The organism is Thermomonas sp. (assembly GCF_019104945.1).
Classification (GTDB): domain Bacteria; phylum Pseudomonadota; class Gammaproteobacteria; order Xanthomonadales; family Xanthomonadaceae; genus Thermomonas.
This window is the reverse complement of the sequence record NZ_JAHRWW010000009.1, coordinates 18,233-34,490: the sequence shown is the minus strand read 5'-3', so window position 1 is coordinate 34,490 and position 16,258 is coordinate 18,233. Positions and strand designations below refer to the sequence as shown.

Below are 16,258 nucleotides of genomic sequence, written 5' to 3'. Positions count from 1 at the left end.
ATTTTTCGTTCCCATAGTCTTCAATTAGCGCCACCCCTTTTAGTTCAATCCTCATTTTTCACCCGCAAGAAGGTTTACTATTTTTTCCGTAATTGAGAAGCCGGTTTGCATTTCAATAAAGCTCCATTGCCCTGAAGGGTTTGCTTCGAGAAAGTAGAGTAGGCCATCCCTGCCTCTTACAAGATCCATCGAAGAATATCTCAAGCCAAGCTCTGAATTTATTTTAACGAGACGGCTTGATTCCGAATCATTTAACTTTACTCTATAATAACTAAGGCCAGCCTCTCTCCAGAGTCTACTATCAAGTGCAGTAGCCTCGTGTTTAGGGGAATCAATTGCCGCAGCAAAAACATTATCTCCAACTACCACCGCTCGAAGTTCATGATCTTTTTCCAAATAACCTTGTAGCATTACTGGAGCAGAAAGGCGTTCATTAGAATATTTGCGAGCACTCTCCTCTCTGAAATACTCGGTCTTAAGAGCATGTGGCCCCACCTCATGCGGACTGCCTTGCGATATGCACTTAATTATATGCCTCCCCCCAGAACGCGAAAACTCTGCAATATCTATGCCTTTTGTAGAGACAATTTGTTTTGGGACATACATTCCGCAGCTTGCTGCCACCTTACACTGAATAAGTCTATTTCGAGAAGCTCGACAATCGAGTAATGGATTAACCCACTCACTATGGCGCAGCAACCACCAGATATATTCATAGGCATATACGGACTCGTGATAAACAAGGTTCTCAGAGGTTCTAGAGTTGGTGCGTTCTCCTCCTGAATATGCAGCCCCCCGATTCCATACTGCTCGTACACCAGCCAAATTATATCGACTCATACGTAAATCTAAAATCTCTTCGCGAACGCGCACTCCGTCACACTCTGTGATTAGATTAAAATCATAGTTTCTATTTTTGACAGTTGGGTCAATATGTAAAAATGGAATTCTTCGGTGCTGCAAAACATGCCGAATTAAGTGAAAATTCAAGTCGGAATTTTCAGATAAAAGAACAATAATCGGCTTTTTCACCAAGTGCCTCGCTCAATGTCGTAATCACAATTTGAGGGCTGACTTGCTAGCCCTGTACCCATCCTTCTCGATAACGGATTAGGGCAAGCGTACCTAAATTCACAATCTTGACACTTCCCCCTTTTGTCCTTACTAAACCTCCAGTACTCAATTAATCTTTTATCTACTACTACTTCCTCAATTGTTAAAAACTCATCAAATCCACCTATGCAATATCCGAGATCAGAAACATCAGGAAAAATATTCCACTCGGAATCAAAGTGAATACACCCGTAGGATTCGCTATAATTTTTCAACAGATGATAATAATCTGGCCTGCAAATAAACATAGATGGATCAATTTTTGAACTGCAAGGCCAAACTAGCCTGTCACTATCTTCCGTAATTCCAGCTGAAGCATATTTCGAATTTTTAATGTCGGCAATCAGTACTCTGTCCCTATACTTTTTCTTTACCTTGCTGCATCTGGTCGATCTCGTCGCTTTGTTGCCATCACACCAGAATTCACATAAAGAGAACTGAAACTCATTAAGTATACGCTCAGCTATTCCCTCGATTTCAGCAACCATATTAGATTCATCGCAAATCAAAAATGCAAAACTTCCTAAGCTAAGTTTTGAAATTGCATCGTGAATTATGTGCTCCGCCTTATTCAAATCATCGAAGGTTGTTTTGGGTCCAATATGGAATGAAATTGTTCTTAGTGGCGGAAATCTTGGGTGAACATGATCGAAAGAGTAATTTTCATATGCATTACCTATGCATTCTTCTAGAAATTTTCGCTCAGTAAGTGCTCTACTTAGCTGCATTACCAAAATATTTTTTTTACTTAAACTTCTGTTTAGGCCAAGGCAATCATCAGCCAATAGGTTCCCCATCCCTGCGGAAATTCTTTGAATTCTCCCACCCGCAAAATCATATAACGCCGCTGCGTACTTTCCACTCACCAAGATCACTTGATTTCCCAATCGATATTTAGGAGTGAGCATATTTTTACCTTCCTGAAACCGCACCAACGTAATTAGATATTAAAAAAAGGGGGGGGTGTTATCCCTCCCCCTGTTTCTTCAATTATTTTTCCGCATCACACTTAGATGGGTCTCGATGCGATGAGCCACTGCAAGGGCCATCGCTAGTAACAACCATTGTTTCATGAACAGCAGCCATGCCACCGGCTACCACAATAACTTCATCAATTGAAAGCTCTTCCATTGCGTTTCTCCTAGTTACTGATAGACACGAAACCCCGCGCCGTAGGGCCGAGACACACCCGGCAATTCTTTGCCCCAGTGAAGATCAACCACCACCCACCTTCCCCTTGAGCGAATACAACGGTTCAAACACCCATTCGATTAACTTGCGCTTCTCGCCCAGCACATCGGCTTCTAGCAGCATTCCCGGTTTCAGTTGTTCGGGCTTGCCGTAGGCGGTAATGGCTTGTTGGGCGAGACGCACCGTCACTCGGTACAGCGGTTCGCTTTGCGCGGCGCTGCCTAGCAGGGTTTGCAGTTCGCCTTGGTTCAAGGTGCTGCGGCTGATGCGCGCTACCGTGCCTTGGTGATGGCCGAATTTTTGGTATGGGTAGGCTTGATAGCGCAACAGCACCTTGTCGCCGGGTTCAATGAAACCAATGGCGCGGCTAGGCACAAGGAGTTCTGCTTCCAGCGTTCCATTACCCGGTAGTAAGGTGAATAGCGGCTGGCCTGCCTGCACGGCTTGGCCGGGTTTGATGAGTTGTGTGGCGATAACGCCAGTAACAGGGGCGTTGACCGCCAGTGCGCCACGCGCACTGGTTTCTACTTGCTCTTGTTCTAAGGTGGCGAGGTCACGCTGGAAGTCGGCCTCATTGGCGAGGCGCTGGCCCGGCAGTTCCGCCTTGGCTTGTTGCAGTTGGGTCAGGCTGCGGCGGGCGCTGGTGGCTTGGCGCTGCATGGCCTGCACATCGCTGATGGCTTGCAGCCATGCGGCTTCTTGTTGGTTAACTTGCACCGCGCTGACGTATTTATCGGCCTGTAGCTGGCGCAGGCGCTGCAAGGTTTCTTCGGCAATATGCACCTGCTGCTGCCGGGTGCTGATTTCTTGTTCCAGTTGTTTCAGCTCGTGCTGAGCAGCGGCCAGCTGCCTAGATAAGCTGTTGGTTTGTACTTCCAGCAACTGCCCTTGCGCTTGATGGGTGTCTTGCAGGCTTTGCTCGCGGCGAGCGAGGCGCTGCGCCATGGCGGTAGCGGTGTCACCTTCGCTAAGCGTGGCGCGTGGCAGGCTGACCACTGCAAGCACTTGGTTGCTCTGCACCACAACACCCTCTGTGCTGTTTAGCTGTGTCACCACGCCCGTGGCAGGTGCTAACACCGTGGCCAAACCCTTCGCGGGCACTAACTGCCCCGCCACCGTGGAGCGGCGGGTGTAGTTTCCAAAAGACAAGAACAAGCCAATGGCAAGGGCAGCGCTAGCGGCAAATGCCGTCATGACCCAGAGCGACAGCGGCTGCGCCAGTGAAATGGCGCCTAACCAGCTGCCGCGCTTGGCTTCAAGTGCTTCCTTGCGAAAGAGTTTGGACACGACAAATTTTTGCCATTATGTGAATGGTTGCGGAATATAATTTAGAAAAATTGAGAAAATCAAACCTGTACGTGCTCAATATTGCTTACAAGTGACCCAAGTTGCTCATGCGAGCTATGTCTCATGCGACAATGCCAATATTGCTGAGCAAATTTGATTGTTGGCACGGGGGCGGGCACGCACAGGGGTGGAGAAGACATGGAGTCGATAGGTACGCGCATTCGTCGTGCGCGCATGCAAATGAAAATGACGCAAGCCGAGCTTGCGAAAGCTCTAGGTGTTGGGAGAGGGGCAGTTGGTAATTGGGAGGGAGCGGGCAATGTCACGCCTAGTGCTGTGCATCTCATTGAGATTGCAGCTGTTACCGGCGTCGATATTCATTGGCTTGCTACTGGGTGTGGGAATGAGGCAGAGCGTCAGTTTTTGAGCGCCTATCGTGCGGCGAGCAGCAGACAACGCCGCTTGGCGCTAGACCAACTTCAGTTTGATACGGAAGAGGCTACGGGATAGCTCTATGGGCTGGTGTTACAAGGAGCCTTTGGGCATTAAAATCCCCACGATGACACTTGATTTTTCTTCATGATTCACCTTTCTGCCATTGGCTGGCATTGGCCTTTGCATGCGTTGCCGCCTGCTTGGTCGGCGTTGATGGCCGCGTACCCCCAAGCACGCCCTGCACGCATTGTTGAGCAGCACCGCAGCGGATATCGGGTGTCTGAAATGATTGATATGGTTCACCCGGCGGAGTCGCTACCGGAATGGCAGCGTGCGGGAAGTTATCGCAAGGGGGAGGTAAACCCAGAGGCGCGGCCTGCGGTGGGCGACTGGGTGTTGGTAGAAGGCGAAGCGCCCAATGCGCTGCGTATCGTGGCGTTGCTGCCACGTTTTTCTGCAATCAAACGCGGTGCGGCTGGGGAGCATTACCGGCAGCAGGTCATTGCCGCCAATATCGACACGGTGTTTGTGGTGAGCGGCTTGGATGGCGATTTCAATCCGCGCCGTATTGAACGTTATCTGTTGCTGGTGGCAGGCAGCGGCGTGCAACCTGTGGTGGTGTTGACGAAGTCCGATAAAAACGCTGCCGAAGTGAATGAGGCATTGGTAGCACTGCACACGTTGGGTGTTCCCGTTATGGCGCTTAATGCCAAAGACACGCAGGCGGCCACTGCGCTGGAGCCGTGGCTTGGTGCGGGGCAAAGTGTTGTGTTGGTAGGGAGTTCTGGCGCGGGCAAATCAACGCTAACCAACACCCTACTGGGCGTGGAAAAAATGAAAACAGGTGCCGTGCGCGAGCACGACGCACGCGGCCGCCACACCACCACCCACCGTGCGCTGATTGCACTGCCGTCGGGCGCTTGCATTATCGATACGCCGGGAATGCGTGAGCTGAAACCCACGGGTGAAGAAGATGTGGCAGAAAGCTTTGCCGATATTGAAGCGCTGGCGCAGCAGTGCCGTTTTCGCGACTGCAAACATGTTAAAGAACCGGGCTGTGCGGTGCGTGCAGCCGTAGACGCGGGCGCAATTGATGCCGGGCGCGTGGAGAACTTTCTCAAGTTGAGTGATGAAGTAGCCGGGGCAGCGGATCGCCTTGCAACGCGGCTGGCGGAAAAGGCGCAATCGCGCGTACAGTCCAAGGCGCTGGGCAAGCGGCTTGGAGAGAAATATGGCAAGCGCTGATGTGAATGCTATTGCACACCATGCGGCGCTGGATGCGCGAATGGCGAAGGCTGCAAAACCGATCAAGCTATTGAGCTTGGTGAGCTGGCCAGCAAGCGAACAGCAGCGGTTTTTATCAGGCTGGGCCAAGGGAAACCCGACGCTACCTTGCTTTGAATACCCCAAGCATGATTTTTCTGATGCGCGCCGCGAATTGGTGGCAATTGCCGCCGCTGCAGATTCCGAGCATCCGCTGGGGCAGTATCTCATCGAATCCGCGCAGGGCTGGGTGCTGGCTGCCGAGCTGTTGGAAAACCTAGGTACACGGCAAGTCACGGACTTATCCATCGCACTGTTCGGAACCCCGGATCACGCGCTCCCCGGCGGCGCTACCACACGGGAAGCGGCCAATCATTTTTTGATGGTGGCCGACGAGTTGGATCACGAGCTGCTAGCTCCTTCTGAACAAGTTGAAATTTCGGCTACTGCACTGGCGCTGCAACTGCAGGCTGAGCTCGATGATTTTTTTGACGCGCGTGTCATCTCGGTGGAGTTAGACCCAAATCTCATCGCCAAGGCGGCGGCTGGGGCCACACGCATTCGGTTGCGCTCACGCGCGGCGTTTTCTGATTACGACATGCAGCAATTGCTGCAACACGAAGCGTTTGTGCATTCGTTGACAGCGCTCAATGGCCAGCAACAAAGCAACTTGCCGAGTCTTGCACTCTCATCACCGCGGATCACCGCCACTCAAGAAGGCTTGGCGGTGTTTGCTGAGCAAATCACTGGCAGTATTGATATTGAACGCATGAAGCGCGTGAGCCTGCGTATTGAAGCAGTGGCCATGGCGCTTGAAGGCGCTGATTTCATTCAAGTGTTTCGTTACTTTCTAATGTCCGGACAGAATGAAGTGGAAAGTTTTACGTCGGCGCAGCGTGTGTTTCGCGGCGTACCCACAACCGGTGGTCTGGCATTTACCAAAGACACCGTATATCTGCGCGGGCTGATTGGTGTGCATACGTTTTTCCGCTGGGCGCTCAAGCACGGCAAATTACGCCTGTGTCGGCTGCTGTTTGCAGGCAAAATGACATTAGCCGACGTGCAGCGCTTTGAGCCGCTGTTTGACTGCGGCGCATTGAAAGAACCGCGCTGGATGCCCGCATGGGTGGCGCGGGCCAATGGGCTGGCCGGAATGCTGGCGTTCTCGCTGTTTGCCAATAAAATTCGTTTGGAGCAAATTGTCTCGGCGGATAATGTCGTGGATTTTTAAGCCTCGCTGCTTTGCAGTAATGCCGCTGCGCGCTCTGCGCTGCCCATGGCCAGCGTCCAGCCCAACATGCCGTGGCCGATATTGAGCACGAGCCCTTCACCCGCAAGGCGAATTTCAGGGGTGGACTGCGGCGTCACCGGGCGCAGACCTGCCCAATGACTTTCAATATGTGCGTAGTCTGCGGCTTCAGGTAGAGACTCTTTTGCCATTGCGATGAGCTGCGCTAAACGATCAGGATCTGGCTTCGCATTCCAATGGTTCAAATCCGCCAGCCCTGCAATTCGAATTTTGTCACCTAAACGGCAGAACACCAGCTTACGCGCGGTATCGGTAATGCTGGCCGAAGGTGCATTGGCCCCTAGTGGCGCGGTGATGGAATAGCCTTTCACCGCCATCAATGGCGATGCAATGCCCAGTTTGCGTAATAAGGAATGGCTGTCGATACCCGCGCAAATGGCCAGTTTCCGCGTCTGCACGGTGTCGCCGTTGCTTGTGCTTAACTGCCACTGCTTGCCGCTGCGCTGTAGCGTTTGCAGGTTGAACCCAAAGCGCACCTGCACGCCATAGTGTTCACGCAAAAGTGCCAGTAATGCGCTTGAAAATAGCCACGGGTCGCCAGCCTCTTCCTCAGGTGAATACACCACGCCAGCAATGCCGCGTGCACCGGAAAGCGCCGGTTCAATAGTAATGGCCTCGCTTGCAGTAATGATCTTTTGGCGAATACCAAAAGGGCGCTTGGCGTTGATCGTGGCCTGCGCTTTTGGCAGTGCGGCGGCGTCGTAATACACGTGAAGCTTGCCCGCTACGCGATGGTGAAATTCAATAGGATGCTGCTTCAGCAGCGTGTCCATCGCAGCTTTGGATTCTAGGGCAAGTTTTAATGTTGCTAATGTATTGGTTTGAAAGCGCGCGTGGGTCGCGTTGCGTAAAAACCGAATGCCCCATAACCAATAGTGCGGGTCTAGCGAAGCGCGTGTGTGAAAAGCGCGGTCGCTTCCGCTGATCATAGAGGGCAGTTGTTTCCACAGCGCTGGGCTCGCCATGGCGTCGGTATAGGCGTAGCTCAGCTGCGCGCCGTTGGCATAAGACGTTTCCAATGCTGGGCCTTCGCCGCGCTCCAACAGCACGACACGCAAACCGCGCCGTGCCAGTGCCCAAGCCGTTGCAATGCCAACGACACCCGCGCCAATGATGGCGACATCAGCCACTTGTGTTTCAGGTGTGGAAGTTTGCATCAGTGCGGCCAGAAATTGATGAAGCCGGTAATGACCAGCGCGTTGGCGAAGTCAATGAAAAATGCGCCCACCAACGGAGCGACCAAGAAGGCGCGCGGTGCGGCACCGAACCGTTCCACCAAGGTGCGCATGACGGCCATTGCATTGGCGGTGGTGCCTAGCATGAAGCCAATAAAGCCGCCGCCCATGACGGCTGCATCGTAGTCGCGGCCCATGGCGCGGTACACCACGATGCAGAACACCGAAACCATCAGCGCTTGCAAGATCAGGCTCACCACAAGCGGTGTGGCAAGACCCGCCAGTTCCCATAGTTTTAGGTTCATCAGCGCAACCGCAAGGAATAGCGAGAGGCATACGTTGCCGATGAGCTCGGTAGTGGGTACCGAAAGTTTGATCAGCCCGGTTTTATCGTCGATGTTGCGCAGTAGTGCACCCACGAGCATGGCGCCCACATAGGCGGGCAGAGTAATGCCGGTGGAGGAAATCCATTGACTGACCCAAGCGCCGAGCCACATGGCCACCAAGATGACCACGATACTTTTAAGTGCGCTGTATTCACGTTCGGACTCAGTGGCGGCAGGCAGCGTGGGGCCATCCTCGGGGGCAATGTGGTCATTGGGGCGCGTGGATGTGAGCTTGAATCGCTGAATGAAAATGGTGGCAACGGGGCCACCCAATAGCCCGCCTACCACAATGCCCGCCATGGCTGAGGCCACCGCAATCGACTCCGCACCGGCAACACCTGCCTGTTCAAAGAGTGGTGCGAAGGCAAGACCGGTTGCCGGGCCGCCTGCCATCGTGGTGGAACCTGCCAGCACGCCGAAGAGTGGGTGCAGCCCAAAGCCCATGGCGATGGCAATACCCAGTAAGTTTTGCGCCACGGTAAACGCGCTAGCCAATAGTAGAAAAATGATGACCTGGCGCCCACTGATTTTGAGCAGCAGCAGGCTGGCGTTAAAGCCAATAGTGGTGAAAAACGCAATCATCAGCGGGCTTTGCAGGCTGGTGTCCAGCTTGAAAAGGGTGACGCCGCGGCTATGAGCAAACCAAGTGGCTAGCGCGAAAACGAGCCCGCCAATGACCGGAGGCGGCAGATTGTAGCGGCCCATCACGGGGATGATGCGGCATAAGCCATAGCCGATAAACAGGGCAATGCCAGCCAGTGCAAGGGTTTGAACAGCGTCTAGTTGAAGCATCAGGGACGTATTCCTATCTAAAAACGGGCAATGGGTGGGCTGAAATGCCGCGAAGCCGGTATCATCCTTTTTAACGCATTACGGACAGCACCCCATGTCGGATACTCCTGCCAATGATGATCTGAGGCAAGCCGCGCTCGATTACCACAGCCTCGAGCCCAAAGGCAAAATCAAAGTTACCGCAACCAAGCCCATGGTGACACAACGCGATCTCTCGCTGGCCTATTCACCGGGCGTCGCGTTTGCGTGTGAAGAAATTCAGGCCGACCCCGCCAAGGCCAGCGAATACACCGCCCGCGGCAATCTGGTAGCGGTCATCAGTAACGGCACCGCCGTGTTGGGGCTGGGGGATATTGGCCCCTTGGCCGGTAAGCCTGTGATGGAAGGCAAGGGCGTGTTGTTTCAGAAATTTGCCGGGATCGACGTATTCGATCTCGAAATCAATGAGCGCGACCCCGATAAGCTGGTGGACATCATCGCCAGCTTGGAACCGACGTTTGGTGGCATCAATTTAGAAGACATCAAGGCACCAGAGTGCTTCATCGTTGAGCGTAAGCTGCGCGAACGGATGAAAATCCCGGTGTTCCATGACGACCAGCACGGCACTGCAATTATCGTTGGCGCGGCTGTACTGAACGCGCTGGAAGTGGCTGGAAAAGACATCGCCAAGGTGAAGGTAGCCACAACCGGCGCAGGTGCGGCGGGAATTGCCTGCCTCGACATGTTGGTGGCGCTCGGCGTGAAGCCGGAAAATATTCTGGCATTCGATCGCGAAGGCGTTATTCACAGCGAGCGCGAACATCTCGACCCTGACAAAGCACGCTACGCACGCGTTACCAACAAACGGACGTTGGCAGAAATTGTGGACGGCGCCGATGTGTTCCTCGGCCTATCTGCAGGTGGTATTTTGAAGCCGGAAATGGTCGCCACGATGGCGCAGAACCCGGTCATTTTGGCGTTGGCAAACCCCTATCCGGAAATCCTGCCGGAAGATGCAAAGAAGGTCCGTCCTGACGCAATTATCGCCACCGGGCGCAGTGACTACCCGAATCAGGTCAATAACGCGGTCTGCTTCCCCTATATCTTCCGTGGCGCGCTCGACGTGGGTGCGACCCAGATCAACGAAGCAATGAAGCTGGCCTGCGTGCGGGCTATTGCAGGGTTAGCACGCAAAGAAGCATCGGATCTTGGTGCGGCCTACGGCGGAGAAGTGCCTACCTTTGGGCGTGAGTATTTGATCCCGCGCCCGTTTGACCCGCGTTTGCTCACCATGCTCGCACCGGCGGTAGCGCAGGCGGCGATGGATTCTGGCGTGGCCGAGCGTCCGCTGCTGGACGTGGGGGCCTATACCGAAAAGCTAGGCCAGTTCATCCATCGCACCAGCTTGATGATGAAACCGGTGTACGAGCGTGCGCGCGCCGATCGCAAGCGTGTGGTCTATGCTGAGGGTGAAGAGTTTGTGGTGCTGCAGGCGGTGCAGACCGTGGTGGATGAAGGCTTGGCATGGCCGGTGTTGATTGGTCGCCCGGAAGTCATCGAGAGCCGTATCGAAAAACTCGGCCTACGCATGCGCGCGGGTACCGATTTCGAGCTCACCAATATCAACGACGATCCTCGTTTCGATGATTATTGGCGGCAGTACCACACCATGACCGAACGCCGTGGCGTGACCCCGGATGCGGCCAAGAACCTGCTGCGTTCACGCCCAAGCCTAATTGCGGCGTTGATGGTGGAACGGGGCGAGGCCGATGCGATGATTTGCGGTTTAGTCGGTCGCTTTCATAAAAAACTTGGCTATCTGCGCAGTATTTTTGACTTCCAGCCGGGCGTTACGGGCACCGCCGCGATGACCGGCGTCATCAGCGATAGTGGCGTGTGGTTCTTCCTTGATACCCATGTGCAGTTAGAACCGTCTGCGGAACAAATCGCAGAGGCGACGATGCAAGCAGCGTATCGGTTGAAATTGTTTGGAGTGGAGCCGAAGGTGGCGCTGCTCTCGCATTCCAACTTCGGCAGCCATGCCAATGCCAGTGCTGAAAAGATGGCGAAGGCTGTGCAGATCTTGCATAAGCGTGCGCCCAACCTAGAAGTGGAAGGCGAAATGCAAGCCGACACGGCGTGGGATGACGCATTGCGCCGCCGCATCTTCCCGGATGCCACGCTCAGTGGGCGCGCTAATCTGTTTGTGATGCCAAACTTAGACGCTGCCAACATTGCTTACAACCTTGTGCGCGTCGTCACTGGCGGCGTGGCGATTGGCCCAATCCTGATGGGGCTGGATCAACCGGCGCATATCCTTACCCCGGCTTCGTCGGCGCGCCGAATCACCAATATGACGGCGATCGCGGCGGTGGAAGCGCAGATTCGCGGTGAGCGGCGCGGGAAAAATGGTTAACAAACACGTTTTATTGTGTGGTTGAAGTATGTGAAGTAGATGCCTGCACAATCGCTGCAAGATCGGTAATACTTACTGGTATGCAGCGAATAATTAGCAGGTATCTGCTCCTTCTGTGCTTGCTCCCCTTGTCTGTATTGGCGGGGGAGCGGCTAGAGACCGTTATTCGTGATCTGCATACCCGGGGTACAGTATCGCCGGACGTGACGGTTAAACGCTTGCAGGCCGCTGATGATCGGCCCGGGCCGAAAGCGCCACTGGCGCAGCGGCAGCGTTATTACGCGGTGTTGGGCGAGTTTACCGGGATTGACCGCAATCCCAAGTTGGCTGCCTTGGCGCAGGATGCACAGCGCAAACTGGAGGCAATGGCGGTCCGTGAGGGGTGCGGCGGCTGCCTTTCAGATGCGCGAATGATTCAGGCACAACTGCTTTTGTCGCAGCTAAAGGCCGATGAGGCAGCCTCGATATTGGCGGAGGTGGATGTAAGAAATGCCAGCCTAGAGCAGCAACTGCGCCTGCATACGTTGCGGGGGTGGATGTTGCGGCAGCAAGGGCAATTTGCCCAGTGTGTGGTGGAGCTGGTTCCGGCAGAGGATATCGCGGCGCAGCTGGGATATACCGTTGATCAGGCAGCTACACTCAATTTACTGTCAACCTGCAATACATACCTAGGGGATTTTGCTCGCGCGGAAAGCAATGGCAATAAAGCGTTTGCACTTGCCGAAACAACAGGCTCCCGTCGCTTGATGGCGGCAACACAACTGGGGCTTGGCTATCTGTATGCGGAAATGGGGCAGCAAGACCGAATGCTGAAGGCGTATCAGCAGGGCTTGGAAAGCGCCGGTGAGGATCCAAATGCCGATACCACGCGCGTGGTGTTGCTGTCGAATCTGGCCGATTATTGGCTGCGGCAGAAAGACTACCAGCAGGCACTGGATTATGCGCAGCGTGCGGAAGTCTTGGCTAAAAAGCTCAATGACACACTGACACTTGCGTTTGCGCAAACCAATGCCGGTGTCGCCAAGGCGCATCTTGGTGATATGGATGGCGGCATTGCAGAGGTGCGTAGTGTCATTGACGTGGTTGCGAAAGACGGCACTATCGCCGACCGCATGGCGATATCTCAGGAGCTCGCCGATTTATTGGAGTATGCCGGCCGCTATCGTGAGGCGTTGACGGAGCTGCGCGGTGTCATGCAGATGCGCAATGAGTTTTCGCGACAAGAACGCAACAAAACCGTCTTGGAATTGCAAGAACGCTATGCCGCCGATAAGCGGCAGCGAGAGATCGAGCGTCTTGGTGATGTCAACCGGTTAAAGGAAATGCAGCAGTGGCTGTGGGCTGCACTGGTGGTTGTATTGGTATTAGCAGCCTTGCTTTTGATGCAGTGGCTCAAGCGCGCACGCACGACCAATAAGCGTTTGCAAGGTGACGTGGCGGTACTGGCGGAGCAGTCGGCCCGCGATCCCTTAACGGGGGCCTTTAACCGACGCCAAGGGCATCATCTGTTGGCACGTCACGTCGGTCAAACGGATGGCGCACCCGCACTTGGGCTAATGATGTTGGATATCGACTTCTTCAAACTAGTCAATGATGACCACGGCCACGCCGCCGGAGATCGGGTGTTGGTGGAGGTGGTCAAACGCCTGCAAACATTGCTGCGCAATCAAGATGCGGTGGTGCGCTGGGGCGGTGAAGAATTTTTGTTGTTGTTGCCAGGGATGCAATTGAGCAAGATGCCCGAGCTTGCTGGTCGCGTGCTGCGGGTGATCAGTGAAGTGCCGGTGACGGTGAGTGACGCACCAGATGCCGCAAAAATTCCGGTAACAGCATCGATGGGCTGTGTAGTCTCACCGTTTGGGGAGATCACAAATCTTGAGGCACTTGTGCAATTGGCTGACCTAGCCTTGTACAAAGCCAAAGGTAGCGGGCGCAATCAGGCCGTTTGCGTCAGTGACGCGGTAAAAGGGCTGGATGAAGCCGCATTAGGCCAAGATTTGATGGCCGCTGCAGCAAACGGGGTGGTGCAACTGACTGTAGTTGTCGGCCCGGAACGAGAAAAGTAGTGCGGTCATCGCATATTCCGGGGTTAAAACCAGTTATTTTTGTTAATACCCGGGTATAAATAAAATTGAGCTGCGCTGCAGCATCACATTGCCCCCGCAAGTTGCTAGACTGCAGGGCGTCCCTGTTGATGGAGTGCGCAATGAATTGGCTCAATGAGATGCTGCAGAACGATCCCGACCCGCAAGAGTCGCAGGAATGGATCGAGTCGATGAAGGCGGTCATCGACCACGATGGCCCGCAGCGCGCTCACCAGCTACTAGAGGGCATGGTTGAATTAACGCGCCGTGCTGGTGCGCATATGCCATTTGCGCCGACCACCGGATATATCAATACGATTCCCGCCCATCTTGAACCGAAGATGCCGGGCGATGCTGGCCTTGAATGGCGCATTCGTTCGATCATCCGCTGGAACGCAATGGCGATGGTGGTGCGTTCCAACCGCAAGCCGGGTGCACTGGGGGGCCATATTGCCAGCTTCGCCAGCTCGGCCACGCTGTATGACGTGGGCTTCAACCACTTCTGGCGCGCCCCAGGTGATGATCATCCGGGGGATTTGCTATACCTACAAGGGCATTGCGCACCCGGGTTTTATTCGCGCGCCTTCTTGGAGGGGCGCATTAGTGAAGACCAACTAGAAAACTTCCGTATGGAAGTGAGCGGTCATGGTATTTCCAGCTACCCGCATCCTTGGTTGATGCCGGAATTCTGGCAGACCCCCACCGTGAGCATGGGCCTAGGCCCGCTGACCGCCATCTACCAAGCGCGCGCCATGAAGTATCTGGAGGCGCGCGGCCTAATGCCGAAGACCGGACGCAAAGTGTGGTGCTTCTTGGGTGACGGCGAAACCGACGAGCCCGAATCCTTGGGTGCAATTGGTGTCGCTGGGCGCGAAGGTTTGGACAATCTAATTTTTGTCATCAACTGCAACCTACAGCGTCTCGATGGCCCGGTGCGCGGCAACGGCAAGATCATTCAAGACCTCGAAGGCCAGTTCCGTGGTGCAGGTTGGAACGTGCTCAAAGTTATTTGGGGCAGCTACTGGGACCCGCTTCTGGCCAAAGACACGCAGGGTGTTCTGCGTAAGGTGATGATGGACACCTTGGACGGTGAATATCAGAACTGCAAAGCCTTTGGTGGCGCGTACACGCGCGAACATTTCTTCGGTAAAACTTCAGAAACGTTGGCGATGGTGTCGAACCTGTCTGACGATGATATCTGGCGCCTCAACCGTGGTGGTCACGACCCGCATAAGGTCTATGCCGCGTATGACGCTGCGGTGAAGACCGTGGGGCAGCCCACCGTGATTCTGGCCAAGACCGTGAAGGGCTATGGCATGGGGAGCGCGGGCGAAGCGCTGAACCCCACCCACCAAACCAAAAAGCTCGATAACGATGCGGTGCTGGCTTTCCGCGACCGCTTCCAGCTGCCGATCAGCGATGATCAGCTGAAAGATGGCGCAATTCCATTCTTCAAGCCAGACGAAAAATCGCCGGAAATGCAGTACATGCGTGAGCGTCGCGAATCGCTGGGCGGTTATTTGCCGAAGCGTCGTGTCAGCGCGAGTAAGGCGCTGGAAGTGCCGCCGTTGGCGACCTTCGAGCGCCTACTCAAGTCCACTGGTGAGCGCGAAATCAGCACCACCATGGCCTTCGTGCAGATGCTCAATATCTTGCTGCGCGACAAGCAAGTGGGGCCGCGCTGCGTACCGATCGTGGCTGACGAAGCGCGTACCTTCGGTATGGAAGGGCTCTTCCGTCAACTGGGTATCTATGCGCCGCAAGGGCAGAAGTACAAGCCGGTGGACGCCGATCAGCTGATGTTCTACCGCGAAGACGCGGCGGGGCAGGTGCTGCAGGAAGGCATCACCGAAGCCGGTGCGTTCGCCAGCTGGATGGCGCAGGCCACCAGCTATAGCGTGAACGATCTGCAGATGATGCCGTTCTATATCTACTATTCGATGTTCGGCTTCCAGCGCTTTGGCGACTTCGCGTGGCAGGCCGGTGATATGCGCGCACGCGGCTTCGTGCTGGGCGGTACCGCAGGCCGTACCACGCTGAACGGTGAAGGCCTGCAGCACGCCGATGGTCAGTCGCATGTGCAAAGCGGGCTGATTCCGAACGTGCGCAGCTACGACCCCACCTTCGCTTACGAAGTGGTCACGCTGATCCAGCACGGCATGCAGCGCATGCTGGCCGAGCAGCACGATGAGTACTACTACATCACCCTGATGAACGAAAACTATACCCACCCGGAAATGCCGGAAGGCAGTGCCGATGGGATCATCAAGGGGATGTATCTGCTGCAGGATGCGGGTAAGGGCAAGAAGGGTGATCTGCGCGTGCAGTTGATGGGCAGTGGCACCATCTTGCGTGAAGTGATCGCGGCGGCGGAGTTGCTGGATAAGGACTTTGGTATCAAGTCGGATATCTGGTCGTGCACCAGCTTCACCGAGCTTGCGCGCGATGGCTTGGACGCCGAGCGTTGGAACCGCTTCCATCCGGAAGCCAGTGCGACGCGTAAGCCGTGGGTGGCGCAGCAGTTGGAAGGCCGCCAAGGGCCGGTGATTGCTGCAACCGATTACGTGCGCGCTTATGCCGACCAGATTCGTGAGTATGTCCCGGCGCGTTACAGCGTGTTAGGCACCGATGGTTATGGCCGCAGTGATACGCGTGAAAACCTGCGTCACCACTTCGAAGTGGATCGCTTCCACGTGGCCCACGCCGCCGTGGCTGCGCTGGCCGCCGATGGCAAGCTCACCGGCAAAGATGTAGCGCGTGCCATCAAACTATACAAGCTGGATGCGGAAAAGCCGAACCCGCTGCTGGCCTAACAAGCCGCATGCCGG

Annotated in this window: 11 protein-coding genes and 1 pseudogene; 6 read left to right on the top strand and 6 right to left on the bottom strand. The window is 55.0% G+C overall.

The genetic code is table 11. The features are described from left to right. Positions 1-51 precede the first annotated feature (51 nt). The 4 genes from KUL77_RS02290 to KUL77_RS02275 all read right to left on the bottom strand — a co-directional run bounded on the left by KUL77_RS02290 (position 52) and on the right by KUL77_RS02275 (position 3,591). A complete protein-coding gene (locus tag KUL77_RS02290; protein WP_297143066.1) occupies positions 52-1,032 on the bottom strand; it encodes a hypothetical protein in 981 nt (326 codons plus the stop codon). After that, a complete protein-coding gene (locus tag KUL77_RS02285) occupies positions 1,029-1,979 on the bottom strand; it encodes a hypothetical protein (protein ID WP_297143063.1) in 951 nt (316 codons plus the stop codon). Before KUL77_RS02285 ends, KUL77_RS02290 begins: the two co-directional genes overlap by 4 nt. Positions 1,980-2,103: 124 nt before the next feature. Beyond that, the gene (locus KUL77_RS02280; protein ID WP_297143059.1) at positions 2,104-2,244 is read right to left on the bottom strand and encodes a hypothetical protein; all 141 of its coding nucleotides are present in this window, start codon (positions 2,242-2,244) and stop codon (positions 2,104-2,106) included. 84 nt (positions 2,245-2,328) lie between these two features. Then, positions 2,329-3,591 (bottom strand): HlyD family efflux transporter periplasmic adaptor subunit, encoded by a 1,263-nt coding sequence (locus KUL77_RS02275; RefSeq protein ID WP_297143056.1) that lies wholly within the window; start codon positions 3,589-3,591, stop codon positions 2,329-2,331. Positions 3,592-3,789: 198 nt separating this feature from the next. On the opposite strand from KUL77_RS02275, the gene KUL77_RS02270 reads away from it, so the two are divergent. The 3 genes and pseudogenes from KUL77_RS02270 to KUL77_RS02260 all read left to right on the top strand — a co-directional run bounded on the left by KUL77_RS02270 (position 3,790) and on the right by KUL77_RS02260 (position 6,520). After that, on the top strand, positions 3,790-4,101 hold the full coding sequence (locus KUL77_RS02270; protein ID WP_297143053.1) for a helix-turn-helix transcriptional regulator: 312 nt from the start codon (positions 3,790-3,792) through the stop codon (positions 4,099-4,101). Between the two features lie 123 nt (positions 4,102-4,224). Further along, positions 4,225-5,271 (top strand): annotated as a pseudogene (gene rsgA / locus KUL77_RS02265) (ribosome small subunit-dependent GTPase A); the annotation flags it as partial. Continuing rightward, the gene (locus KUL77_RS02260) at positions 5,258-6,520 is read left to right on the top strand and encodes a flavohemoglobin expression-modulating QEGLA motif protein (RefSeq protein WP_297143049.1); all 1,263 of its coding nucleotides are present in this window, start codon (positions 5,258-5,260) and stop codon (positions 6,518-6,520) included. The pseudogene rsgA and the gene KUL77_RS02260, both read left to right, overlap by 14 nt. Here the strand turns inward: KUL77_RS02260 and KUL77_RS02255 are convergent. Next, positions 6,517-7,755 carry an FAD-dependent oxidoreductase gene (locus KUL77_RS02255; protein WP_297143047.1) on the bottom strand — a complete coding sequence of 413 codons (1,239 nt, stop codon included), beginning with the start codon at positions 7,753-7,755 and terminating at the stop codon, positions 6,517-6,519. The two genes, KUL77_RS02260 and KUL77_RS02255, sit on opposite strands and share 4 nt — an antisense overlap. Continuing rightward, positions 7,755-8,951 carry a sodium/glutamate symporter gene (gltS, locus tag KUL77_RS02250; RefSeq protein ID WP_297143044.1) on the bottom strand — a complete coding sequence of 399 codons (1,197 nt, stop codon included), beginning with the start codon at positions 8,949-8,951 and terminating at the stop codon, positions 7,755-7,757. The genes KUL77_RS02255 and gltS overlap by 1 nt, the downstream gene beginning before the upstream one ends. Positions 8,952-9,045: 94 nt before the next feature. Here gltS and KUL77_RS02245 point away from each other — a divergent pair, with 94 nt between their 5' ends. The 3 genes from KUL77_RS02245 to aceE all read left to right on the top strand — a co-directional run bounded on the left by KUL77_RS02245 (position 9,046) and on the right by aceE (position 16,243). Further along, the gene (locus tag KUL77_RS02245) at positions 9,046-11,346 is read left to right on the top strand and encodes an NADP-dependent malic enzyme (protein WP_297143041.1); all 2,301 of its coding nucleotides are present in this window, start codon (positions 9,046-9,048) and stop codon (positions 11,344-11,346) included. Between the two features lie 119 nt (positions 11,347-11,465). Further along, a complete protein-coding gene (locus KUL77_RS02240) occupies positions 11,466-13,412 on the top strand; it encodes a diguanylate cyclase (RefSeq protein ID WP_297143040.1) in 1,947 nt (648 codons plus the stop codon). A gap of 140 nt (positions 13,413-13,552) precedes the next feature. Further along, positions 13,553-16,243 (top strand): pyruvate dehydrogenase (acetyl-transferring), homodimeric type, encoded by a 2,691-nt coding sequence (gene aceE / locus KUL77_RS02235; RefSeq protein WP_297143037.1) that lies wholly within the window; start codon positions 13,553-13,555, stop codon positions 16,241-16,243. The last annotated feature ends 15 nt before the right edge of the window (positions 16,244-16,258 follow it).

Bases quoted from the DNA above. Each gene is read 5' to 3' on its own strand.
- gltS (WP_297143044.1), bottom strand. From the start codon at position 8,951: ATGCTTCAACTAGACGCTGTTCAAACCCTTGCACTGGCTGGCATTGCC.
- KUL77_RS02255 (WP_297143047.1), bottom strand. From the start codon at position 7,755: ATGCAAACTTCCACACCTGAAACACAAGTGGCTGATGTCGCCATCATT.
- KUL77_RS02270 (WP_297143053.1), top strand. From the start codon at position 3,790: ATGGAGTCGATAGGTACGCGCATTCGTCGTGCGCGCATGCAAATGAAA.
- KUL77_RS02280 (WP_297143059.1), bottom strand. From the start codon at position 2,244: ATGGAAGAGCTTTCAATTGATGAAGTTATTGTGGTAGCCGGTGGCATG.
- KUL77_RS02260 (WP_297143049.1), top strand. From the start codon at position 5,258: ATGGCAAGCGCTGATGTGAATGCTATTGCACACCATGCGGCGCTGGAT.
- aceE (WP_297143037.1), top strand. From the start codon at position 13,553: ATGAATTGGCTCAATGAGATGCTGCAGAACGATCCCGACCCGCAAGAG.
- KUL77_RS02245 (WP_297143041.1), top strand. From the start codon at position 9,046: ATGTCGGATACTCCTGCCAATGATGATCTGAGGCAAGCCGCGCTCGAT.